The following is a 20,906-nucleotide window of genomic DNA, read 5'->3' as shown; positions in this document are numbered from 1 at the left end:
GGGTACGCAGGGATGCCACGATAGGTCGGTTCAACAGTGGGAGAGGGCAGGCAAGTGGACAGTCTGAGGTACGGAATCCTCGGACCTCTGCGCCTCGCCCATGTCCAGGGTCAGCCGCTCCGGGCCGCCAAGCCGCGTCAGCTGCTGGCGACGTTGCTGCTGCACCCCAACCGGTTCGTCTCGACCGATCTGATCGCCGACGCGCTCTGGGAGAGCAGTCCGCCACGCTCCGCTACGGCGAACATCCGCACCTACGTCCGAGCCCTGCGCGGGGTCCTGCAGGAGGCCGGGCTACCCGCGCCGATCGACACGTCCGCCGCCGGCTACAGCATCGAGGTCGGCGTCGACGAGCTGGACGCCAGCCTGTTCGAGTCGCTGCTCGCGGAAGGCGGCCACCTCCGCGACGCCGGCGAGGGTCGCCAGGCCATGCAGGTCCTGTCGCGGGCGTACGCGCTCTGGCGTGGCCGCCCGCTCGAGGATCTGTCGATCCCGGCCGCGTGGGAGGGCTCACTCGCCCGCCTGGAGGCGCAGCACCGCGGCCTGGTCGACACACTCCTGGACCTCCGGCTGGAGCACGGTGATGCGAGTGGCGCCGCGGTTCTGCTCAGTGCGCGCCTCACGGAGGACCCGTACGACGAGCAGCTCTGGCGGCGACTCGTCGACGCGCTCCTGGCCGCCGGGCGGGTCGGTGAAGCCCGAGCGGCGTACGCCAAGGCGGTGCAGACCCTGGCCGACGAGCTCGACATCGAGCCTGGACCCGAGCTCGAGGCCGCCGGTGTCCGCGCACAGAACGGCCGCTCGGCCAACTGGCCGAACCCCGGGATCCCGGCCGCGCGTACGCCGGAACGCCCTGGGCCCGACATCGTACGGCCGGGACCGATGGCGGCGCCGGAGCTGACGGATCCGCTGCGTCCGCCGAGCCAGCTGCCGCTCGACCTGCCCGACTTCAGCGGCCGGCAGCAGCAGCTCGAGCAGTTGCGCGACCTGGTCTGCGGCCGCGACCCGGTGCGTCCACCGGTCGCGGTCATCTCGGGCGCACCCGGCACCGGGAAGACATCGCTCGCGGTCCGGCTCGGGCATCTGGTCCGTGAGTCGTTCCCGGACGGTCAGATCTACCTGGACATGCACGGAGCGACCCAGCCGCGGGATCCGGCGGCAGCGCTGACCGATCTGCTGCTCAGCCTCAACCTGCCCGACTACGCGATCCCCACCGACCCCGAGCGGCGGTCGGCGATGCTGCGCTCCGAGCTGGCCAGCCGCCGGGTGCTGATCATCCTCGACGACGTGGCGACGGCGAGTCAGGTCACGCCGCTGATGCCGGGTACGGGTGCGTCCGCGGTCGTCATCACCAGCCGCAACCGGTTGATGGATCTGGCCGGTGCGGACAGCCTGCCGCTGGACACGTTCGACGACGTCGAGGCGGCCACGCTGCTCGAGTTGGTCGCCGGCGCCGGGCGCGTCGACCGTACGTCGCCCGCGGCCGAGGAGATCCTGGCCGCCTGTGCGAACCTGCCGCTGGCGATCCGGATCGTCGGCAGCCGGCTGGCACAGCGGCCGGACCTGAGTCCGCGGGAGCTGGCCCGGCGGTTGCGCGACGAGACCTCCCGGCTGGACGAGTTGAGTATCGGTGAGCTCGCCGTCCGCACGAGTGCCGATCTCAGCTACGACGCGCTCAGCCCGGAGGAGGCCAGGCTCTACCGGCTGATCGGTCACTTCGCCGTCGGGGTGTTCTCCGCCCGCGCGCTCGAGGCGGTCGCGTCGCCGGCCGCCGTACGACGCAGTCTGGACCGGCTGATCGAGGTCAACCTGGTCCGGATCAGCTCGGTCGACCACCGCGGTACGGCGCGCTACCGGGTCCACGACCTGCTCCGGCTGCACGCGATCGGGGTCGGCGACCAGGAGCAGAACGCGCAGGCGGTCCGGGACGTGACCACCGTGCTGGACGCGATCCTGACCAAGATGCGCCGGGCCAACGAAGCGCTGGCCTTCGAGTACTTCGGCGTGATCGAGCACACCGGACCGGTGACCGGTCCGGATCCGTCGCCGTTCACCGAGACCGACGCGATCGCGTGGTTCGACAGTGAGCGCAGTACGTTCGTCCCCGCGATCCGGGCCGCGGCGCAGAACGGGTTGCACGACCATGCCTGGCGGATCGCGTCCGCGTGGGCGCCGTACCTGGACATGCGGGCCGGTTTCGACGACTGGAACGAGTCGCACCAGCAGGGGCTGCTCAGTGCGATGGCCTGCGGGGACCGGCGCGGCGAGGCGATCATGCACCGAAACCTCGGCCAGCTCGCGCTGTACCAGGACGACTGGGACACGGCCTGGCGGCATCTGGACGCGGCCGCGCGGCTGTCGGCGGAGGTCGGCGAGCGGCTCGGCGAGGGCATCGCGGCGGTCGGTCTCGGGACCTGGCTGCGTGAGCGCGGCCGGCCGGACGAGGGGCTGAGGCAGTACGAGAAGGCGGTCGAGGCGTTCGTCGAGGTCGGCAACGCGAACGCCGAAGCGCTGGCCCGGACCGCGATCGCGAACGTCTGGCTGGCGCGCGGCGACACGATGATGGCAGGGCGCTATCTGGCCGAGGCGTTCCTGATCGCCGTACGGCGGGTCGACAGCCACCGGGAGGCGAAGGTACGACGGCGGATCGCAGCGCTCCGGTCCCGGCAGGGGAAGTACGACCAGGCCGTTCGGCAGTTGCGGACGGCCCTGGCGATCTTCAACGGCATGGGCGACGACCACTGCGCGGCGTACACGAGGGCCGACCTCGGGCAGACGCTGATGGAGCGCGGCGAGGTGGCGGCGGCGCGGAAGATGCTGCTGGACTCGATCGACATCGGTCACCGGCTCGGCGACCGCAGCGTCGAAGGGCAGGCCGCTCAGCACCTCGGCCAGCTCTACCTGTCCACCGGGAATCTCGACTCGGCCCGCCGTACTCTCGATCGCGCGGCCCGGGTCTGGCAGCAGGCCGGCAACGACGTCCGCGCCGCCGAGTGCCGCCGTGAGCTCGCCACCTTCGACACCACGACGGCCGCGGGCTGAATGTACGGCGGGTGTATTCCCGTCGGACAGTATGTGACTCACCACGGCAACACAGGCCGGCGGGTTCGGGGGACTCGGGGAGGGGTCAGCTATGGCCTGGGGGGAGGTTGTCGTGGAGCGCCGGACGCCGGCGCGGGTGGCGAACCCGCGGGAGACCGAGGCGGCGCTGAACTGGCAGCTGGAACGGGTGGGATCGACGGCCTGGCAGGACTGGCCGCTGAAGTTCCAGCGGATGGCGTTCGGCTACGCCCAGGACAGCGGCTGGCACGATCCGGCCGATGCGGTGCGGTGGCTCGACCACCACGCCCTGCTGCAGGAGGGGGCGGCGCCACGGGGGGCGCTGGTCTGGTACCAGGCGGCAGACCGGATCCGGGTGGCCTGTTCACTCGGTTCCGGTCGGGTGGTCGGCCCGCTGCTACAAGGCCCGGTCGAAGTAGCCCCGCTCACCGACCTCACCACCGACTGGGTCTGGTCCAACCCCCACTTCCCCTTCGGTCACTGACCGGCCCTGATAATTACCCCTCGTGGGAGATCTCGACACCGCCACTCCGGCCCCAGCCCAGCCGATCCGCCACGGCGCTCGCCTGTGGCTCCAGCACCGGTTCTCGGCTTCCTGGGGCTGGGCTCGACTGCTGCTGGCGAAGAACTGGGCGGTGGTCGCCGGTACGACGTTGTCGCTCATCGGTGTGCTCGCGCTCGGAGTGGACAGCCTCGGCACCGGAGTCATCGCGATCGTGCTCGCGGTTTTGGGCCTGATCCCGCTGGTCAGCGACTGGGTCGACGTACGGCGGGAGCTCCGGGACCTCTACACGATCGACCACCCGATTCCCGAGGTCGTGCTGGACGGTGACTGGGAGGTCGTCCGCTGTTCGCAGGGCCGTGTCGTGACCAGCCGGTCGGTCGACCGCAGCCTGGACCGGCCGTTCGTCCTCGACCAGCGTCCGTACTCGCTCCCACCCGACCTGGCGGCGATCAAACCGGCCGTGATCGCGCTGGCCCGGTCGCAGCGGTCGCGGACGTCGTCGCCGCCGTTCGACGGGCTGAACATCGGGCTCTGTGAGGATCCGGACCCGGCCGGTGGCCCGGTCCACCTGCAGCCGGTCCGGTACTTCGACGTGATGGCGTCGAACTACCTGGCCGGTCACCAGTGGATGAGCCGACGGCTCGGCCGAGCCGTGGCGGACATCACCCGGCACCTGATCGCCGATGACGGGCGGTTGATCCCGTTGAACGCCACCGAGCTAGGCAATCAAGTCGGCGTCTCGACGGTCGCATTGACCTCCGACGGCTGGATGGTCCTGGTTCATCAGGGCGCGGCGTCGCGGTCGTCCGCGGGGCTGGTGGCGCCGAGTGGTTCCGGCAGCCTCGAGCCGCTGGATCTCGCGGGGCGCGACCGGCTGACCGATGTCGTGGCGGCCGGGATGGAGCGCGAGCTGCGGGAGGAGCTCGGCCTGATCAGCGCGGCCATGCGGGAGGTCCGGATCGAGACCACCGTGCTCGGGTACGGCCGCTGGCTGGAGAAGGGCGCCAAGCCCGAGTTCTACGGCCTCTCCCGGATCGACGCGCCGATGCGAGAGCTCGACGTACGGATCGATGTTTCCGAGCGGCAGTTCGTCAGCAGGCACGCCCGGATCAGGCCGGACGACGTACAGCGGTTACTGGCCGGGGAGCGGTTCGAGACGCTCGGGCAGGGGGTGCCGTCGGTTCCGCTGGAGCTCTGCCTGGCCCGGCTGCGCGAGGTCAGTCGTTGACGTGATTCGTCGCCGCGTGCTTCGGCGCGGCGTCGGCCGGGGCCGCCAGGGCCGCGGCGGCGGCGCGGGCGCGGCGCTTGGCCAGGAACCACTCGACGAACATCGGGACCACCGAGATGAGCACGATGAGGAGGATCGCCGACTCGAGGTGCTCGTGGATGAACTTCACCTGGCCGAGGGCGTGGCCGAGGAGGGTGAGGCCGGTGGCCCACAGGACCGCGCCGACACCGGTCCAGAGGAAGAACTTCCTCGGGTCCATCCTGCCGGCGCCGGCCACGACCGTGATGAAGGTCCGGACGATCGGGACGAACCGGGCCAGCACCAGCGCCCGCGGGCCGTACTTCTCGAAGAATTCATGCGTTTGCACGATGTACTTCGGCTTCAGGAACCGCGCGTTCGGGTTGGTGAACAGCGTGGTCCCGAGCACCCGGCCGATGTAGTAGCCGGACACGTTGCCGAGGAAGGCCGCGACGGTCAGGATCACGCAGGCCAGCCACAGCGGTACGTCGATCGTGCCGTGCGCGATGAACAGGCCGACGGCGAACAACAGCGAGTCACCGGGCAGGATCGGGAACAGCAGCCCACACTCGATGAACACGACCGCGGCCGTACCCCAGAGTGACCAGTCGCCCAGCCAGGTCAGCAGGTACTCCGGGTCCATCCAGTTCGGCATCAGCATCGCGACAAGAGGAAGCACGCGGACAGGGTAGCGTCCCAACCTGTGCGTGAGCTTGGTGGAGACTCGAAGCGGGACCTCATCGGTGCCGACCTGGTCGGGCCGAACGAGGTCGGAGTGGGGCCGTGGGAGGGTGAGTGGCCCGATGATCCGCGGCTGGATCCGGAGCTGCTCGCGGCCGGTGATCGACGCAACGTGGTCGACAAGTACCGCTACTGGAAGCTCGAGGCGATCGTCGCTGATCTGGACCGGCAGCGGAACCCGTTCCACGTCGCGATCGAGAACTGGCAGCACGATCTGAACATCGGCTCGGTTGTCCGGACTGCGAACGCCTTCCTCGCCGCCGAGGTCCACATCGTCGGCAACCGCAAGTGGAACCGCCGGGGCGCGATGGTCACCGACCGTTACCAGCATGTCCGCCACCACCCCAGCCTCGAGGACCTGGCGTCGTACGCCGCGGAGCACGACCTGCCCGTGATCGGGATCGACAACCTGCCCGGCTCGGTCCCGCTGGAGACCTACGAGCTCCCCGCCGCCTGCGTCCTCCTGTTCGGTCAGGAGGGCCCCGGCCTGACCGCCGAGGCCCACGCGATCTGCACCGGCGTCCTCTCCATCGCCCAGTTCGGCTCGACCCGCTCGATCAACGCCAGCGCGGCCGCCGCCATCGCTCTGCACGCGTGGATCCGCCGCCACACCTTCGGGCAGAAGCCATGACCAGGTGGGCTGAGCACGCGATCTGGTGGCAGGTGTACCCACTGGGCTTCACCGGTGCCGAGGCAACCTCTCGGCTCGGTGTCGTCCATCGGCTGGCCCAGTTGGAGAACTGGCTGGACTACGCGATCGAACTTGGTTGCTCAGGCCTGCTGCTCGGACCGGTTTTCGCCTCCGAGACCCACGGTTACGACACTGTGGACCACTTCCGCATCGATCCGCGGCTCGGGGACGACGCCGACTTCGACCGGCTCGTCGCCGAGGCGAAGCGCCGCGGGTTGCGCATCGCGCTCGACGGCGTCTTCAATCATGTCGCGCGATCGTTCGAGGCGCCGCCGGAATGGTTCCGCCGTCGCGACGACGGCTCGCTCGACACCTTCGAAGGACACGAGCCCCTGGTCGCGCTGGACCACGGTCAGCCGGCTGTCGCGCAGTACGTCAGGGACGTCTTGTCTCATTGGCTCGGCCGCGGTGTCGACGGATGGCGGCTCGACGTGGCGTACGCCGTACCGCCGGAGTTCTGGCGGGAGGTGTTGCCGCGGGAGCAGTACCCGGACGCCTGGTTCTTCGGCGAGGTCATTCACGGCGACTACGCGGGGTATGTCGCCGAGAGCGGGCTCGACTCGGTCACCCAGTACGAACTGTGGAAGGCGATCTGGAGCTCGCTGAACGATCGCAACTTCTTCGAACTCGCCTACGCCCTCGGCCGGCACGAGGATCTGCTCGACACGTTCGTGCCGCAGACCTTCGTCGGCAATCACGATGTGACTCGCATCGCCACCCGCCTCGACGACGAGCGGCATCTCGGGCACGCGCTCGCGATCCTGTTCGCGGTCGGCGGCGTACCGAGCATCTACGCCGGGGACGAGCAGGCGTTCCGTGGTGTGAAGGAGGACCGGGCCGGCGGGGACGACGCGATCCGTCCGGCGTTCCCGGAGACGCCCGACCGGCTCGCTCCGCAGGGTTGGCCGACGTACCGGCTGCACCAGCACTTGATCGGCGTACGGCGGCGCGCTGCCCTCACCCGTGGACGCACGAAGGTCGAGCACCTCGCCAACGAGTTGATCGCCCTCCGGACCACCGGCGGCGGTGAGGTGCTCCTGCTGCTCAACATCTCGGACGACGCCCATCGGTTCGACGTCGACGCGGCGGGGCTGACGGCGCTGGAGCACACGGCTGATCCGCTGCTCGTGCCGGCGCACAGCTGGAGATTGCTGACAACTCCGTAACCTCGGCGGCCGTCCCAGCGTTGTTGAGACGGAAGTGAGACTTCTCGACCAAAGTCAGCCCCAACTCGGGCGGGGCGGCGTGCATCGTGCATGTCGTACTGGGTTTGTGACGGGAATAGGGGGTAGTTGATGAGTTCTCTGTGGGACGAACTGATCCACGAGCTCGGGACCGTGCGCGCCCTGAGCGCGGCGGCACTCGAGGCGCGCACGGAAACGTCGCGGGTGGCCCTGATCACCCTGCTCGACGCGGAAACCGCCGAGATCGCGGCGATCCTCGACCAGATCCTCCGGGAGGCCCAGACAACCTCAGCGGCCTAGCAGCCTGACAAGGTCCTGCTGGAGTACGTCGGGGATCTCCCGCGCCCGGTTGACGAGGACAGCTGTGCTGATCACTGCGTCTCCTCGGTGGTGGCGAGCACCAAGTCGTAGCCGACGGTGTAGTAGGGCTGGTCAGGGGTCTTGCCATCCGGGGCAGGTGTGCCGGCCGGGCGTTCGGTGAAGTCGGCGATGAGGGAGTCCTTGACGCCGAAGACCGCATCGTTGGCGAGGTACTCGTCACCGGCCGCGAACACGTGAGTGATGAGCCGGGCGTACCCGGGAGCGGTGACCATGAAGTGGATGTGGGCCGGGCGCATCGGGCCGCGGCCCCCGGCCCGGAGCAGCTCGCCGACCGGGCCGTCGTCCGGGATCGGGTAGGCGACCGGCTTCACCGCCCAGAACGCGTAGTTGCCTTCGTCATCGGTTGTCAGATGGCCTCGGTTCTGCGGGCGGTCGAGATCCTTCTGGACGTCGTAGAACCCTTCCTCATCGGCCTGCCAGGTCTCGACCAGTGCTCCGGCGATTGGTTCGCCCTTCGTGTTCAGGACGCGCCCTGTCACCAGGCAGGGCCGTCCGGGAGCGCCGTTCGCGATATCGCCGCCCAGTTCGACTTCCGGTGATCCTTCGACGAAAAAGGGGCCGAACACCGTCGACTGCGTGGCCTCCGCCGGCTTGCGGTTGCTCAGGCCAACGGTCACCATCGACAGCCCGAGTACGTCGGCCAGCAGGACGAACTCCTGTCTGGTGCCGGTCGAGATCTGGCCGGTCCGGGTGAGGAAGTCGATCGCGGTGAAGTACTCGTCCTCGGTCAGCTCCACCTCCCGTGCGAACGCGTGCAGATGGCGTACCAACGCACTCATGACGGTCTTCGTGCGCGCGTCGGTGCTGTGGTCGAAGCTGGCCACCACCGCCTCGGTCAGTTCGTCGCCTTGCAGGTCCATCTGGGTGCTCCTCATGCTTCGATCACCATCGCCAGGCCCTGGCCCACGCCGATGCAGAGTGTGGCCAGGCCGTGCCGCCCAGCTTGCCGACCGGGGTGCGGACCGCGTCCGGGATGTTGGCGGATCTCATCCGGTCTCTCCTTCCGGCCTGGTTCCGTGCCAGGCGCGGGTGAGGATGTCGTCGGCGTCGAAGACTCGCGCGGCTTCCTGCGCCTGCTCCCGGGTGAGGCCCAGCTCCTTCAAGCTGGTCGGGATACCGGCCTCGGCGAACAGGTCGAACAGGCCGGCCGCCAGGTCCTCTGTCTGGAGTGCCTCCTCCAGCCGGGCCTTCGCTCGCGGTACGGCGGCGATCTTGACCCTGGCGATCTGAGGGAGGACTACCGCGTGGGTCTCCGCGTGGGGGAGGTTGTAGGTGCCGCCGAGGTAGTGACAGAGCTTGTGGTGCAGGTCTGACCCAGCACTCGCGAAGGCCGAGCCCGCCAGGCAGGCGCCGTACAGAAGGTTGCTTCGGGCATCTAAGTCGGTGGGTGCTTCGAGGACTCGGCGCAGTCCGGTGGCGAGTGCTCGTGCGCCTTCGACCGCCATGGTCTCGGCGATCGGATCGGCCTTCGGTGTCCAGACGGCTTCCACACAATGCGCGAGCGCGTTCGCGACGCTGGCCGCCGTGATTGTCTTCGGCAGGTGCTGGCTGAGCACGGCGTCGTACACCACTGTCCTCGGCAGCACCTTCGGGTCCATCCCCGTGGTTTTGCTGCCTCCGGCCGTCTCGCCCCAGACCGGTGTCATCTCCGAGCCCGCGTACGTCGTCGGCACCGCCACGATCGGCAGCCCGCTCGTCAGCGCGACGGCTTTGGCCAGGCCGATCGCCGACCCACCTCCGATCGCCACCAACCCGTCGGCGTCGTCGACGCGGGCCTTGGTACGGGCCGCCTCCGCGACCTCAGTCGGGACATGCTGAGTCACACCGTCGATCCGGCCCGCGAACCGACCCTGCAGTCCGGTCACGACCACATCCGCCGCGTCCCGGGCCGAGCTGGTCGCTATCAGCAGCACTCGCCATACCCCCAGCAGACCGACCTCGACCGGCACCCGGTCCAGCGTCCCGGCACCGAGCACCACCCGACCGGGCAGGAACGTGTGCACGAATCCTTCGGCTGGTTCAGGCATCGAGGTCCTCCCGATCGCGAAGCCGGTGGAGGGTTGTCAGCTCAACGTCGGTCGGCGGGTCGACCTGTTTGATGCTGTCGGCCACCTTCAGGTCCCATCCCGTCGCCTCGCGGGCCTGCGCGACGGTCACGCCCGGGTGGAGTCTGGTCAGGGTGAGCTCGTTGGTCTCCGGATCCGGCTCGAGTACGCCGTGATCGGTGATGACGAGGGTGGGACCGGCGCCGGGAGCTCGGCGTTCGCGTCCGGTCGGGCCGTAACCGACCGACGTGACGAAGTCGACCCGCTCGACGAACGTGCGCGGCGACTGCTTCACGATCACGATCACCCGCCCGGCCGCGGCCGCGATCTCCGGGGCACCACCCGCACCGGGCAGCCGGGTCTTCGGATCGCCGTGCTCTCCGATCACGGTCGTGTTGATGTTCCCGTACCGATCGATCTGCGCGGCTCCGAGGAACCCGACGTCGATCCGCCCGGCCCCGACCCAGTAGTTGAACATCTCCGGCACCGACACCACCGCGGTCGCCGTCGCCGCCAGATCGTCGTCCCCGATCGACAGCGGCAACCTGCGCGGTTTGGCGTCGATCGCCCCGGACTCATAGACCAGCCGGCAGTTCGGCGCATGCGTTCGCCGCGCCAAGTTCGCCGCAAGGTTAGGCGGCCCCACGCCCACGAGGCACACATCCCCGTCACTCAACTCCCGCGCAGCCGCCACATTCATCATGTCCGCGCTACCCCACGTCTCACTCACGTGCCCCCACCTCCCACTCCCCACCCATCGGCCCTGGTCGCCCAGCCGGCAAGCCGTTCTGCTGGGCCCATTGCAGGAACGCGGTCCGGTCGCGCGACACCGTGTCCCATTGCTTGTAGAAGTCGTTGTCTCGGACCGAGTACCCAGCGGCGTACGACGGCCATGCGCCGCCCGGCACGACGCACACCGCCGACAGCACCCAGTTCGGCAGCACCACCGCGCCCGTGCGCTCCGGGAACTCGTCCACCACCTCTTCCACGGTGACGATCGCCCGCTTCGCCGCCAGCACCGCCTCACGCTGTACGCCGGTGATCCCCCAGAGCATCACGTTCCCGTCGCGGTCCGCCAACTGTGCGTGGATCACGGTCACATCCGGGTTCACCGCCTTCACCGCGGCCAACTCCTCACCCGTGAAGGGGCAGGTGACCCGGCTGATGATGTCCGTCTGCTCCTCCAGATCCGTCCCGCGGTATCCCCGCAGTACGGCGAACGGCAGTCGAGCCGCACCGGCGACGTACGCATTGGCGAGCCCGGCATGACTGTGCTCATGAACGATGAGCCGGTGCGGCCAGTGCCTCTCCACCGCGTCCCGAAGCCGGTGAAGTGAGCCGACGCCCGGATTCCCGCCGTACGAGAACACCAACTCGTCCGCGACCCCCAGCCCGATCAGCTGGTCGTAGACGAGATCAGGCGTCATCCGGACGAGCGTCAGGTGCCGCCGACCTTGCCGGGCGATCTCGTGGGCCGCCGCGAACGGGATCAGGTGGGTGAAACCTTCGAGCGCCACGGTGTCGCCGTCGTGCACCTGGGCCGCGATCGCTTCGCCGAGTGGAACTGGACTTGGCATGCGCTGCTCCACTACGATTTCGCTTAGCGAAAAGTTCTTCTTTCAACGAAAAGGCTAGCCGATGGCCGGTGAGGCGTCCACGGGTACGTTCCTGCAAGGACTGGAGCGTGGGCTCGCGGTGATCCGCGCGTTCTCGGCGGACGCGCCCTCGCTGACGCTCAGCGAAGTCGCCCGCGACGTCGGCATCACGCCCGCGACGGCGCGCCGGATCCTGCTCACCCTGGAGGAGCTCGGGTACGTCCGCAGCGACGGCCGCCGGTTCTCGCTGACCCCGCGCGTACTCGCCCTCGGCTGGGCCTACCTGTCGTCGCTGGACTTCGGCGAACTCGCCGGACCGTTCATGGAGGAGCTCAGCGCCCAGACCCGCGAGTCCTGCTCCATCGCGACCCTCGACCTCCCCGACATCGTGTACGTCGCCCGCGTCCCGACCAGTCGGATCATGACCGTCGCCCTCGGCGTCGGCGCCCGCCTCCCGGCGTACGCGACCTCCATGGGTCGCGTCCTGCTGGCCGGCCTCCCCGACGACGAACTGACCGCCTACCTCTCGTCCGTCGAACCCGAACCCCTCACCGACCGCACCATCACGTCAGCCGACCAGCTCCGCGAGGTCATCATCCGCGCCCGCACCGACGGCTACGCCCTCGTCGACCAGGAACTGGAACTGGGCCTCCGCTCCATAGCAGCCCCCATCCACAACGCCCGAGGCCGAACCATCGCCGCCCTCAACGTCTCCGCCCACGCCTCCCGCTCCACCCCCACCTCCCTCCGCACCACCGTCCTCCCCCACCTCCACTCCACCGCCACCCAAATAACCATCGCCCTCACCCACCGCGGCCACCTCTAACCCCAAACCCACCCACAAACCGACGCCAGCCGAAGCATCCACCTCCACCGCGCGCCACGGCGCCGGCTCGCGATTGCCTTGAAGGCGATGGCCAAGGCCAAGGCGAAGGCCAATGCAAAGCGCGGTGGCGGAGGCGCTGTGGGCGAAGGCGGAGGCGGACGCGCTGTGGCGGAGGCGGAGGCGGACGCGCTGTGGTGGAGGCGCTGTGGTGGGGTCCGGCGCCGGGCGGCCTGGTTCGCCAACCGGCGCCGACCTGATGCGTGAACTGGCCGCGGCGATGCCGGCCAGCAGGAGATTGTGCGCGGCAGTTAGCAGAAGCCTGCGCGCGGCAGTTAACGGGAGCTTGCGCGCGGCAGCTACCTGTAGGAGTTGTAGGTAGCTGCCGGCGGGGGTCAGGACTTCAGGTCGGCGAGGATTTGTAGGTAGTGGGGGTTGTTCATGATGCCGATGATGTTGCCGAAGGGGTCGACTACCAGCGCGGTCCGGAAGCCGGTGTCGCCGCGTTCGGTGATCGCCTCGAGCAGGGTTGCGCCGAGGGACAGCAGGCGCTCGAGTTCGCCTTCCAGGTCGTCGACGTGCCACTGCATCACCGCGCCGGCCGGGCCGTTGCCGACCGGATGGGTCGCGTACTTCGCGTTGATGATCCCGAGCTCGCACTGGAAGTCGCCGAACCGCCATTCGAGGTAAGCCGGGTTGTCCGCGTTCGGTACGGCGAAGTACGGCTCGAGGCCGAGCAGTTCCGTGTACCACTCCCGGGCGGCGTGCATGTCGGCGGCGTAGAAGCTGACGGTGGCGAATCCTCGCAACATTTCAGTGGTCCTTCCTCGGTGATTTCCCGGTTGATGACCACCACGATTCCAGCCAAAGTGCTCACCGAATGAGCACTTTGACTGACGACTTTTCGAGGAGTTGCTGTGGCTGGCGTGGTTGCAACTGTGCGGGATGGTTCCGCTGCAGGTAGCTGCCGTTCGGCACTCCTTACCCTCGTGAGGGTGGGTGCGCAGCTTTCCGTCGCCGGACGGGTGACGAGCACCGAACGTCAGCGGTTGTGCTTGAGCGGGTGCGACAGGTGCATGCGGGCGCCCCGCCGGGTCCAGCGGGCGAGCTCGCGGGATCCAGCGGGCGAGCTCGCGGGTGCGGGAGCCGGGTGCTGGGTTAGTCGGTTTGGGTTACCTTGCGGAGGCCTCGGGGGGCGTCGGGGTCGAGGCCTAGTTTGCGGGCCAGGGACTCGATGGCTCGCTGGGCGGGGATGACGAGGGCGAGTGGGGCGAGGGTCTCGGGGAGGTCGGGGCCGGCCAGGTTGACGTCGCAGCGGGAGGCGAAGGTGGAGTCGCCGCCGATGCCGAGGATCTTGCCGCCCTTCTCGCGGACGACGCCGGCCAGCTCGGTCATGCCGGGCAGCGCGGGGCCTTCGCCGGCCGCGACCAGGATGGTGACCAGGTCCGCGTCGACGACCGCGATCGGCCCGTGCTTCAGGTCGGCGTACGACAGGCCGCGGACCGGCTGCAGGCAGGTCTCCTCCAGCTTGAGCGCGACCTCGAGCGTGGTGCCGAAGGTCAGTCCGCGACCGCTGGCCAGTACGTCGTGCGCACCCGCGAGGAGCTCCGCGGCCTCCTCGACCGAGCCCTCGAGCATCTTGGCGGCGGCGTCCGGAACGCGGGCTATGTCGGCGTCCAGCGTGCCGGGCTTCTGCGCCAGTGCGTCGACGGCGACGGTGATCGCGGCGAGCTGGGTCGTGTAGGTCTTGGTCGCCGGTACGGCGAGCTCCTGCCCGGCCTGGGTGATCAGCGCGACGTCGGCGGTCGACGCCAGCGGGCTGTTGCCGTCGTTGGTGATGCCGACGACGGCCGCGCCGTTGCGCTTGGCCCACTCGGCCGTGTCGACGATCTCCTGGGTCGCGCCGGACTGGCTGACCGCGACCACCAGCGAGTTGGACAGGTCGAGGTTGGCGCCGTACAGGGTGGCCACCGAGGGGGCTGCCAGGGACGCCTGCCGGCCGGCGTGGATCTCGGTCAGGTAGCGGCCGTACACACACGCGTTGTCGGACGACCCGCGGGCCACGAAGATCACGTGCCGGCGCCCCGCGGCCAGCCGGGTGATGTCGTGCCGCAGAGGTAGGACGTGCTCGAACGTGGCCGCCAGCGCGGCCGGCTGCTCGGCGATCTCGCGCGCCATCTGGGTTTCCTGAGCGGGGACAGACACCACTACGATCACTGGTCCTATCTGGTCTTAACAGGTATGCTGCGCACGATAGCAGTGAGCGGCGTCCCGGGGCACCCCCGAGACCCGCCCAGGTCTGGAGGATCGAGATTCGATGGTGGCGACCAAGCGGGCCCAGGTCCGATCGGTACTGGAACGGCTGATCGATGTCGAGCTGCACCCCGGGGACCCGATCCCCTCCGAACGCGCCCTGGTGGACAAGCTGAACGTCTCCCGGGTGACCGTCCGGCAGGCGATCAGCGACCTGGTCGAGTCCGGGGCGCTGGAACGCGTGCACGGCAAGGGGACGTTCGTCACCGGTCCCCAGGTCGACTCCCAGCTGCACCTCACCTCGTTCTCCCGGGAGATGCGGGCCCGTGGCCTGGAGCCCGGCACGGTGGTGCTGTCGGCCACCGAGATCGAGGCCTCCGACGAGACCGCGAAGGGCTTGCGGGTCGGCAAGGGCACCAAGGTGATCCGGGTCGAACGGCTCCGCACCGCCGACGCCTCGCCGATGGCGTACGAGGTCGGCTACTACCCGTCCGCGCTCTTCCCCGGCCTGCTCGGCCGTGAGCTCGGCACCCTGTACGACGTCTTCGCCAGCGAGTACGACGTCGTCGTCACCTCCGGCGAGCAGACCGTCCGGGCGGACAACGCCGACGGTCATGTCGCCCGGGTTCTCGGCGTGGCCAGGCGGGCACCCCTGCTGGTCCTCGAGCGCACCACCTTCGCCGGCCGCAAGGTCGTCGAACTGTCCTGGTCGGCCTACCGGGCCGACCGCTACCGGCTGCACATGGCCCTGACCCCGCGCGGTCCGAGGTCTGGCTCGGCCTGAGCCGACGTCATCGGATCGCCACCAACTGGACCGGTCCTGTTCATCAACTGGTCTGCATCCCTGCCGATCGCTCCCCGGCCGCCTGGCCGGTCCGGCAGGCGGGCCGCCGGGTACGACGAGGTGCCCGGCGGTGATACTGGAGCTCAACCCCCATGAACTGTGTTGTGAGGAGTACCGCGAGACATGCCTATTGCCACCCCTGAGGTCTACGCCGAGATGCTGGACAAGGCCAAGCAGAACCGCTTCGCCTACCCGGCCATCAACGTCAGCTCCTCGCAGACGCTGATCGCCGCGATTCGCGGTTTCGCCGAGGCGGGCTCGGACGGCATCGTCCAGGTCTCCACCGGCGGCGCCGAGTACCTGTCCGGGTCGACCGTGAAGAACATGGTGACCGGTTCGGTCGCGCTGGCGGCGTACGCGCACGAGGTCGCCAAGAACTTCCCGGTGAACATCGCGCTGCACACCGACCACTGCCCGAAGAACAAGCTGGACGGCTTCGTCCGGCCGCTGCTGGAGATCTCCGCCGAGCGGGTCGCCCGCGGCGAGAACCCGCTGTTCCAGTCGCACATGTGGGACGGCTCGGCCGTGCCGCTGCAGGAGAACCTCGAGATCGCCAAGGACCTGCTGGCCAAGACGGCCGCGGCCAAGATCGTGCTCGAGATCGAGGTCGGTGTCGTCGGCGGTGAGGAGGACGGTGTCGCCCACGAGATCAACGAGAAGCTCTACACCACCGTCGAGGACGGCCTGGCCACGGTCGAGGCGCTCGGCACCGGTGAGAACGGCCGCTACATCACCGCGCTGACCTTCGGCAACGTGCACGGCGTCTACAAGCCGGGTGCGGTCAAGCTGCGGCCGGAGATCCTGAAGGAGATCCAGGACCAGGTCGGCGCCAAGGTCGGCAAGGAGCGCCCGTTCGACCTGGTCTTCCACGGCGGCTCCGGCTCGACCCTGGAGGAGATCCGCGCCGCCGTCGACAACGGCGTGATCAAGATGAACGTCGACACCGACACGCAGTACGCGTTCACCCGGCCGGCCGCTGCCCACATGTTCACCAACTACGACGGTGTGCTGAAGGTGGACGGCGAGGTCGGCAACAAGAAGGCCTACGACCCGCGCGCCTGGGGCAAGCTGGCCGAGGAGGGCATGGCCAAGCGCGTCGCCGAAGCGTGCGAGAGCCTCCGCTCCACGGGTACGTCGCTGAACGCCTGACATCTGTTTCTCCTGACAGATCTGGGGTTTCGAGGGGCTCACCGCTCGATGCGGTGGGCCCCCCACTCACATCCGGGCTCGGGCAAGATCGAAATGCCTGACGCCGGTACGGCGGGAAGCTCGGGTGAAACTGGCGCGGACACGGTCGACGACGAGCCGTGGATCGTCGAGGTCGGCCCACGTGATCCAGCAGTGTTCGAGCGGTTCTGGTGCCGTCGGATCGGGCGCCGCAACAGTTGCGGCTGACTCCTCGTCCGGCTCGGACTCCTCGCACCAGAAGGGGAATCGCGGCTCGAACTCGATCACGGTGCGCTCGTCGGGGAACCACAAGGCATCCGTGAGCCCGGGGGAGCTCGCCGTACCGCTGCCGGTGCTGTCCGGCGCATCCGGGTCTGGTGGGGGAGCAGATGAGGGTGCAGGCAGGCCGGCGTCGGCCAGGATGAGTCGGAGCCGGGACTCCGCCACCGAGGCGGACTCCAGGCCGGCGCGCGAGATCGTCTTGACGGCACGTTCGTTGCCGTGGTCGGTCACTGCACGTTTGAGTGAGCGGCTGGTGACCAAACCGGCGTACAGAGCGGCTTCGGTCAGGACGACGGCGGGCGCCGGGGGTGAGGTCGCGGCCACCTCGACGACGGCCCGGGCCGGGGAGACCATCCGCAGTCTGTTCCAGATCTGGATGCCGGGGCCGACGGGGTCACGGATGTGGCGGTGCACGCCGCCCACGCAGCCCGAGCGACCGTACGGCGCGGTGACGTGCACGCGGGACAGGTCGAGGCCCCAGAGCGGCAGGGCATGCAGGGCCGCCGCCGACTGGTGGCTGGCGAAGACCGCCGGACCGCTCGAGCGGAGCACGCGGTAGACCTTGCGCAGGTGCAGGACCTCATCGGTGACGAGCGTGAGCGTCCGGCGCGCGGCATAGGTGCCCGGCCGGATCCGGCGCCAGCCGCCGGTGTCCAGCAGGGAGTCGATGTCCGGGTCGGGGTAGCCACAGGCGCGCGCGTCGGCACGGGTGAACACCCCGCCGCGGATCATGGCCATCACAGCGAGTTGAGGGTTCATGCCTAGAAGGTGCCGTGATCACACCCCCGATCTCACGACCTCTTCGAAACTGTGGACAGCCGGCATGGAGTGTGGACAGCGGGCATGAAAAAAGCCCGTCATGTTCAGATGACGAGCTCCGCGCGGGTTGGAACCCAGGGTTGCCAGAGGAGCGGCATGCCGGCCTCGCTGGGGGTGCGGTTGCCTTTCCGCTCGTTGCAGGAGGCATGGGCGGCCACGGCGTTCAGCCACTCGGTGCGGCCGCCCCTGGATCTCGGTTGGACGTGATCCATGGTGTCGGCGTTGTCCAGACCGCAGTACGCGCACCGGAACTTGTCCCGTCGTAACACTCCGTGCTTGCTGTACTTCATCCGCCCGGCCGCGTAGCGCCAGTGCGTCACCACGTACCGCACCAGGCGCAGTACGCGGGGGACCGGAAAAGGGCCGATGGTCCGCTCTCCGTGCGCCTCTTCCACCACTGCGACCTCGCGGACCAGCATCCGGATGGCGTGCTGGATCGACACGGTGTGCAGCGGCTCGTACGACGCGTTCAGGACGATGACGCTCATCCGGTGCCTCCTTCCGGCCGTAGCTGGGAACCACGGCGGTTTGACGCAGGGTCTCAAGCATCCGTGGCCGATCGGTGAACGGTCAACGGATTTCGTCAGACGGTCACGTGCCGGTACGGCTGCGTGATCGGCGAAGATGTGCTTATGGAATTGAACAATCTGCTCTCAGGTCCACCCGAGACACTACTCCCCGTAGACCCGGCCGCGGCGGAACTCGCCGCCGGGGCCGCCGCGGTGGACGTCGCGGCCAAGTTCCCCACGTCGTCGCTGGCCTGGAGTGAGCTGGCCGAGGCGGCGCTGGCGGACGGGCGCACGATCGAGGCGTACGCGTTCGCCCGGACCGGCTACCACCGCGGTCTGGACCTGCTCCGCCGCAACGGCTGGAAGGGGCACGGCCCGATCCCGTGGGAGCACGAGCCGAACCGTGGCTTCCTGCGCTGCCTGGCCACGCTGGGCAAGGCTGCCGCGATCATCGAGGAGAAGGACGAGGCCGAGCGCTGCGCAACCTTCCTGCGTGACTCGTCGCCCACTGCAGCGGACGCCCTGAGCTGAACCTGGTTGGTTGCGGCGCGCTGAGCTGAAACCGAGTTGTGGGGTTGGTCGCTCGACGGCATGATCCGTCGGGTGGCCAGCCCCTACGCGCAAGACGGTTTCAGAGTCGGCTTCGACTGGGGGCCGGTCGGCGCCGCAGCGGTCGCCGGCACCATCGTGGCCGTAGTGGACGTGCTGTCCTTCACGACAGCCGTGACGGTCGCCACCGATCTGGGCATCGACGTGTACCCGTACCGCTGGCGCGACGAGACTGCCGTTGCCTACGCCCAGCAGTACGACGCCGTGCTCGCGGTCGGCCGGTCCGAAGCGGGCCCGACCGACGTGAGTCTGTCGCCAGTCACCATCCGTCAGGCGCAGGGCATCAAACGGCTCGTTTTGCCATCGCCCAACGGGTCGACGATCGCGCAGCAACTCAGTGACACCGGCTGCACTGTCATCGCGGTCTCGCTGCGCAACCGGCTCGCCGCTGCGGCCTGGGTCAAGGCGCGCCTCGCCGAGGAACCGAAGCTCAAGGTGGTTGCGATCGCGGCAGGCGAGCGCTGGAAGGACGGCTCCCTCCGGCCGGCCGTCGAGGACCTCTGGGGTGCCGGCGGCTTTCTGGCCGCTCTCGACGTGGGCGGCTTCTCCCCGGAGGCACGGGCTGCCGCGGCGGCCTTCAAAGACGCAGAGAACGAGCTCTCAAGCCTGCTGCACGACTCCGCCGGCGGTCGCGAACTCGCGCAGTACGGCTTCCCGGAAGACGTCGCGATCGCCGCGGAGGTGGACAGCAGCGGCTCGGTGCCTGTGCTGCGAAACGGTAGAATGTTCGCGTCAACCTGAACCACGAGGTTTCTGCCCGTTGACATAGCCGGCAGGCGGCGTGCGTCCCCGCTTCCTGCCGAACATGGACGGTTGTAGGCGGACTAGGACAGACCGGTGCAGTTGGACGCCCACGGTCGGTCCCCCGCCCCTTCGGGCAGCGGAAGGTCTCGCCGTGCCGGCTCTCACCGGACGGATCAGCACGCCCACGTCCAACTACGCAGCGGTACTGCGTACTCCCGGGGCGTGGAAGTTCTACACAGCGGCCATACCGGCGAAGATCGGTATCGCCATGACCAGTCTGGGCATCGTCTGGCTGGTCCACGGATCCACGGGCTCGTACGCCGCCGCCGGAAGCGTGACCGGCGGCTTCGCCGTCGCCGAGGCACTGGCAGGCCCGCAGGTCGCCCGTCTCATCGACCGCTTCGGCCAGACGCGCATGCTGCCGATCACGCTCCTGGCGCATGCCCTAACCGTCGCCATGCTGATAGGCCTGACGGTCACCCACGCACCGCTCTGGGCCCTCATCACAGCAGGGGTCCTGGCAGGCGGATCGCTACCACAGCTAGGGGCCCAGACCGGCGCCCGCTGGTCGCATGCACTCCGTGGCACACCCCTGCTCTCGTCTGCCTTCGCCCTCGAGTCCCTGAGCGTCGGAATCGCCTTCATGGTCGGCCCAGCGCTGATCGGCATCGTCAGCTCATTCGGAAGTCCGGTTGCCGGTTCAACCCTCGCCACGGGCCTCGTGCTAGCCGGTGGCCTCGCCTTGGCTGTGCAGCGCAGTACGGCGCCATCGCCCGTCAGGCGTCATCCCACGAGCGACCCAGATCGCCTGCTGCACAAGGGCTTTCTGGCGCTGGTTGCCACCAACGTCGGTATCGGCATTTTCTTCGGCAGCATGCAGGTCTCGGTGACCGCATACGCCGTCGGTCGTGGCACACCGTCACTCGCCGGACCGCTGTACAGCATCACCAGTCTGGTCGGGCTGATCGCCGGATTCGCCTACGGCGCAAGGCGTTGGCGTCTGTCCGCACGCAACCAACTAGTGCTCGTCTTGGCGGCACTCACCGTCAGCACCATCCCTCTGCTGGCTGTCGAAACCCCTTTGGCTGTTGGGATTGCGCTGGCTCTACCTGGCTTGACCATCGCTCCGTTCCAGACACTGTCCGCCGTACTGGCCGAGTCTGAGGTGGAGTCCGCCGTACTCAATCAGGCCTTCACCTGGCTGAACTCAGGCGCCGCCGCCGGCATCGCCCTCGGGGCCGCGTTCGGGGGCCGGGTGGTCGACGCCTACGACGCCCACTTCGGCTTCGCGGTCGCGCTGCTGGCCGCGTTGGTCGCGACGCTGATGGCCCTCGTCGTGAGGGTGTCCGGTTCTGGCCACCGGAACTGACCGCGAGGTCTGTTCCACCGAACACCCGATCCGCATACTCGG

Annotated in this window: 21 protein-coding genes; 12 read left to right on the top strand and 9 right to left on the bottom strand. The window is 68.9% G+C overall.

Annotated elements, in window-relative coordinates; all coding sequences use genetic code 11:
* The first annotated feature begins 54 nt into the window (after nucleotides 1-54).
* The 3 genes from AB0F43_RS27560 (at nucleotide 55) to AB0F43_RS27550 (ending at nucleotide 4,790) form a co-directional block, all read left to right on the top strand.
* Complete coding sequence (locus AB0F43_RS27560) at nucleotides 55-3,039, top strand: BTAD domain-containing putative transcriptional regulator (protein WP_360482805.1); 2,985 nt, start codon at nucleotides 55-57, stop codon at nucleotides 3,037-3,039.
* A gap of 91 nt (nucleotides 3,040-3,130) precedes the next feature.
* Nucleotides 3,131-3,541, top strand: a complete 411-nt coding sequence (locus AB0F43_RS27555) for a hypothetical protein (RefSeq protein WP_360482802.1) — start codon at nucleotides 3,131-3,133, stop codon at nucleotides 3,539-3,541.
* A gap of 22 nt (nucleotides 3,542-3,563) precedes the next feature.
* Nucleotides 3,564-4,790 carry a hypothetical protein gene (locus AB0F43_RS27550; RefSeq protein ID WP_360482799.1) on the top strand — a complete coding sequence of 409 codons (1,227 nt, stop codon included), beginning with the start codon at nucleotides 3,564-3,566 and terminating at the stop codon, nucleotides 4,788-4,790.
* On the opposite strand, the gene AB0F43_RS27545 is transcribed toward AB0F43_RS27550, so the two are convergent.
* Entirely contained in the window at nucleotides 4,780-5,487 is a 708-nt protein-coding gene (locus AB0F43_RS27545; protein WP_360482796.1) for a VTT domain-containing protein, read from the bottom strand. The two genes, AB0F43_RS27550 and AB0F43_RS27545, sit on opposite strands and share 11 nt — an antisense overlap.
* A 60-nt stretch (nucleotides 5,488-5,547) precedes the next feature.
* Here AB0F43_RS27545 and AB0F43_RS27540 point away from each other — a divergent pair, with 60 nt between their 5' ends.
* From AB0F43_RS27540 to AB0F43_RS27530, 3 genes are all read left to right on the top strand, one after another.
* A complete protein-coding gene (locus AB0F43_RS27540) occupies nucleotides 5,548-6,180 on the top strand; it encodes a TrmH family RNA methyltransferase (protein WP_360483211.1) in 633 nt (210 codons plus the stop codon).
* Nucleotides 6,177-7,406 (top strand): alpha-amylase family protein, encoded by a 1,230-nt coding sequence (locus tag AB0F43_RS27535; RefSeq protein ID WP_360482793.1) that lies wholly within the window; start codon nucleotides 6,177-6,179, stop codon nucleotides 7,404-7,406. Before AB0F43_RS27540 ends, AB0F43_RS27535 begins: the two co-directional genes overlap by 4 nt.
* A gap of 129 nt (nucleotides 7,407-7,535) precedes the next feature.
* Entirely contained in the window at nucleotides 7,536-7,724 is a 189-nt protein-coding gene (locus AB0F43_RS27530) for a hypothetical protein (RefSeq protein WP_360482790.1), read from the top strand.
* Nucleotides 7,725-7,795: 71 nt separating this feature from the next.
* Here AB0F43_RS27530 and AB0F43_RS27525 read toward each other — a convergent pair whose 3' ends face one another.
* From AB0F43_RS27525 to AB0F43_RS27510, 4 genes are all read right to left on the bottom strand, one after another.
* Nucleotides 7,796-8,680, bottom strand: coding sequence for an intradiol ring-cleavage dioxygenase (locus AB0F43_RS27525; protein ID WP_360482787.1), 885 nt, complete (start codon nucleotides 8,678-8,680; stop codon nucleotides 7,796-7,798).
* 111 nt (nucleotides 8,681-8,791) lie between these two features.
* Nucleotides 8,792-9,832, bottom strand: coding sequence for a maleylacetate reductase (locus AB0F43_RS27520; protein ID WP_360482784.1), 1,041 nt, complete (start codon nucleotides 9,830-9,832; stop codon nucleotides 8,792-8,794).
* On the bottom strand, nucleotides 9,825-10,553 hold the full coding sequence (locus AB0F43_RS27515) for a CoA-transferase (protein ID WP_360483208.1): 729 nt from the start codon (nucleotides 10,551-10,553) through the stop codon (nucleotides 9,825-9,827). Before AB0F43_RS27515 ends, AB0F43_RS27520 begins: the two co-directional genes overlap by 8 nt.
* Nucleotides 10,554-10,572: 19 nt before the next feature.
* Complete coding sequence (locus AB0F43_RS27510) at nucleotides 10,573-11,427, bottom strand: CoA-transferase (RefSeq protein WP_360482781.1); 855 nt, start codon at nucleotides 11,425-11,427, stop codon at nucleotides 10,573-10,575.
* A 61-nt stretch (nucleotides 11,428-11,488) separates the two neighbouring features.
* On the opposite strand from AB0F43_RS27510, the gene AB0F43_RS27505 reads away from it, so the two are divergent.
* Nucleotides 11,489-12,271 carry an IclR family transcriptional regulator C-terminal domain-containing protein gene (locus AB0F43_RS27505; RefSeq protein WP_360482779.1) on the top strand — a complete coding sequence of 261 codons (783 nt, stop codon included), beginning with the start codon at nucleotides 11,489-11,491 and terminating at the stop codon, nucleotides 12,269-12,271.
* 392 nt (nucleotides 12,272-12,663) lie between these two features.
* Here the strand turns inward: AB0F43_RS27505 and AB0F43_RS27500 are convergent, their stop codons facing one another.
* Both AB0F43_RS27500 and AB0F43_RS27495 read right to left on the bottom strand, forming a co-directional pair.
* A complete protein-coding gene (locus tag AB0F43_RS27500; RefSeq protein ID WP_360482776.1) occupies nucleotides 12,664-13,080 on the bottom strand; it encodes a VOC family protein in 417 nt (138 codons plus the stop codon).
* 346 nt (nucleotides 13,081-13,426) lie between these two features.
* The gene (locus AB0F43_RS27495) at nucleotides 13,427-14,446 is read right to left on the bottom strand and encodes an SIS domain-containing protein (RefSeq protein WP_360482773.1); all 1,020 of its coding nucleotides are present in this window, start codon (nucleotides 14,444-14,446) and stop codon (nucleotides 13,427-13,429) included.
* Between the two features lie 139 nt (nucleotides 14,447-14,585).
* On the opposite strand from AB0F43_RS27495, the gene AB0F43_RS27490 reads away from it, so the two are divergent.
* Nucleotides 14,586-15,305, top strand: coding sequence for a GntR family transcriptional regulator (locus AB0F43_RS27490; RefSeq protein WP_360482771.1), 720 nt, complete (start codon nucleotides 14,586-14,588; stop codon nucleotides 15,303-15,305).
* Nucleotides 15,306-15,488: 183 nt separating this feature from the next.
* Nucleotides 15,489-16,514 (top strand): class II fructose-bisphosphate aldolase, encoded by a 1,026-nt coding sequence (fbaA, locus tag AB0F43_RS27485; protein ID WP_360482768.1) that lies wholly within the window; start codon nucleotides 15,489-15,491, stop codon nucleotides 16,512-16,514.
* 66 nt (nucleotides 16,515-16,580) lie between these two features.
* Here fbaA and AB0F43_RS27480 read toward each other — a convergent pair whose 3' ends face one another.
* Entirely contained in the window at nucleotides 16,581-17,573 is a 993-nt protein-coding gene (locus AB0F43_RS27480; protein WP_360482765.1) for a type IV toxin-antitoxin system AbiEi family antitoxin domain-containing protein, read from the bottom strand.
* Between the two features lie 104 nt (nucleotides 17,574-17,677).
* On the bottom strand, nucleotides 17,678-18,121 hold the full coding sequence (locus AB0F43_RS27475; RefSeq protein WP_360482762.1) for an HNH endonuclease: 444 nt from the start codon (nucleotides 18,119-18,121) through the stop codon (nucleotides 17,678-17,680).
* 144 nt (nucleotides 18,122-18,265) lie between these two features.
* On the opposite strand from AB0F43_RS27475, the gene AB0F43_RS27470 reads away from it, so the two are divergent.
* From AB0F43_RS27470 to AB0F43_RS27460, 3 genes are all read left to right on the top strand, one after another.
* Nucleotides 18,266-18,673, top strand: a complete 408-nt coding sequence (locus tag AB0F43_RS27470; RefSeq protein ID WP_360482759.1) for a DUF3151 domain-containing protein — start codon at nucleotides 18,266-18,268, stop codon at nucleotides 18,671-18,673.
* A gap of 72 nt (nucleotides 18,674-18,745) precedes the next feature.
* Nucleotides 18,746-19,492 carry a 2-phosphosulfolactate phosphatase gene (locus AB0F43_RS27465; protein ID WP_360482756.1) on the top strand — a complete coding sequence of 249 codons (747 nt, stop codon included), beginning with the start codon at nucleotides 18,746-18,748 and terminating at the stop codon, nucleotides 19,490-19,492.
* 154 nt (nucleotides 19,493-19,646) lie between these two features.
* Nucleotides 19,647-20,864, top strand: a complete 1,218-nt coding sequence (locus AB0F43_RS27460; RefSeq protein WP_360482754.1) for an MFS transporter — start codon at nucleotides 19,647-19,649, stop codon at nucleotides 20,862-20,864.
* Nucleotides 20,865-20,906 lie beyond the last annotated feature (42 nt).

The organism is Kribbella sp. NPDC023972, assembly GCF_040639075.1.
Taxonomy (GTDB): domain Bacteria; phylum Actinomycetota; class Actinomycetes; order Propionibacteriales; family Kribbellaceae; genus Kribbella.
The sequence above is the reverse complement of the archived record's forward strand: the minus strand, read 5'-3'. Positions and strand labels throughout refer to the sequence as shown.

Excerpts from the sequence above, each read along its gene's own strand:
- AB0F43_RS27535 (WP_360482793.1), top strand. The coding sequence starts at position 6,177 with ATGACCAGGTGGGCTGAGCACGCGATCTGGTGGCAGGTGTACCCACTG.
- fbaA (WP_360482768.1), top strand. The coding sequence starts at position 15,489 with ATGCCTATTGCCACCCCTGAGGTCTACGCCGAGATGCTGGACAAGGCC.
- AB0F43_RS27515 (WP_360483208.1), bottom strand. The coding sequence starts at position 10,553 with ATGATGAATGTGGCGGCTGCGCGGGAGTTGAGTGACGGGGATGTGTGC.
- AB0F43_RS27475 (WP_360482762.1), bottom strand. The coding sequence starts at position 18,121 with ATGAGCGTCATCGTCCTGAACGCGTCGTACGAGCCGCTGCACACCGTG.
- AB0F43_RS27555 (WP_360482802.1), top strand. The coding sequence starts at position 3,131 with ATGGCCTGGGGGGAGGTTGTCGTGGAGCGCCGGACGCCGGCGCGGGTG.
- AB0F43_RS27510 (WP_360482781.1), bottom strand. The coding sequence starts at position 11,427 with ATGCCAAGTCCAGTTCCACTCGGCGAAGCGATCGCGGCCCAGGTGCAC.
- AB0F43_RS27520 (WP_360482784.1), bottom strand. The coding sequence starts at position 9,832 with ATGCCTGAACCAGCCGAAGGATTCGTGCACACGTTCCTGCCCGGTCGG.
- AB0F43_RS27495 (WP_360482773.1), bottom strand. The coding sequence starts at position 14,446 with ATGGCGCGCGAGATCGCCGAGCAGCCGGCCGCGCTGGCGGCCACGTTC.
- AB0F43_RS27470 (WP_360482759.1), top strand. The coding sequence starts at position 18,266 with ATGGAATTGAACAATCTGCTCTCAGGTCCACCCGAGACACTACTCCCC.
- AB0F43_RS27490 (WP_360482771.1), top strand. The coding sequence starts at position 14,586 with ATGGTGGCGACCAAGCGGGCCCAGGTCCGATCGGTACTGGAACGGCTG.
- AB0F43_RS27500 (WP_360482776.1), bottom strand. The coding sequence starts at position 13,080 with ATGTTGCGAGGATTCGCCACCGTCAGCTTCTACGCCGCCGACATGCAC.
- AB0F43_RS27525 (WP_360482787.1), bottom strand. The coding sequence starts at position 8,680 with ATGAGGAGCACCCAGATGGACCTGCAAGGCGACGAACTGACCGAGGCG.
- AB0F43_RS27480 (WP_360482765.1), bottom strand. The coding sequence starts at position 17,573 with ATGAACCCTCAACTCGCTGTGATGGCCATGATCCGCGGCGGGGTGTTC.
- AB0F43_RS27505 (WP_360482779.1), top strand. The coding sequence starts at position 11,489 with ATGGCCGGTGAGGCGTCCACGGGTACGTTCCTGCAAGGACTGGAGCGT.
- AB0F43_RS27530 (WP_360482790.1), top strand. The coding sequence starts at position 7,536 with ATGAGTTCTCTGTGGGACGAACTGATCCACGAGCTCGGGACCGTGCGC.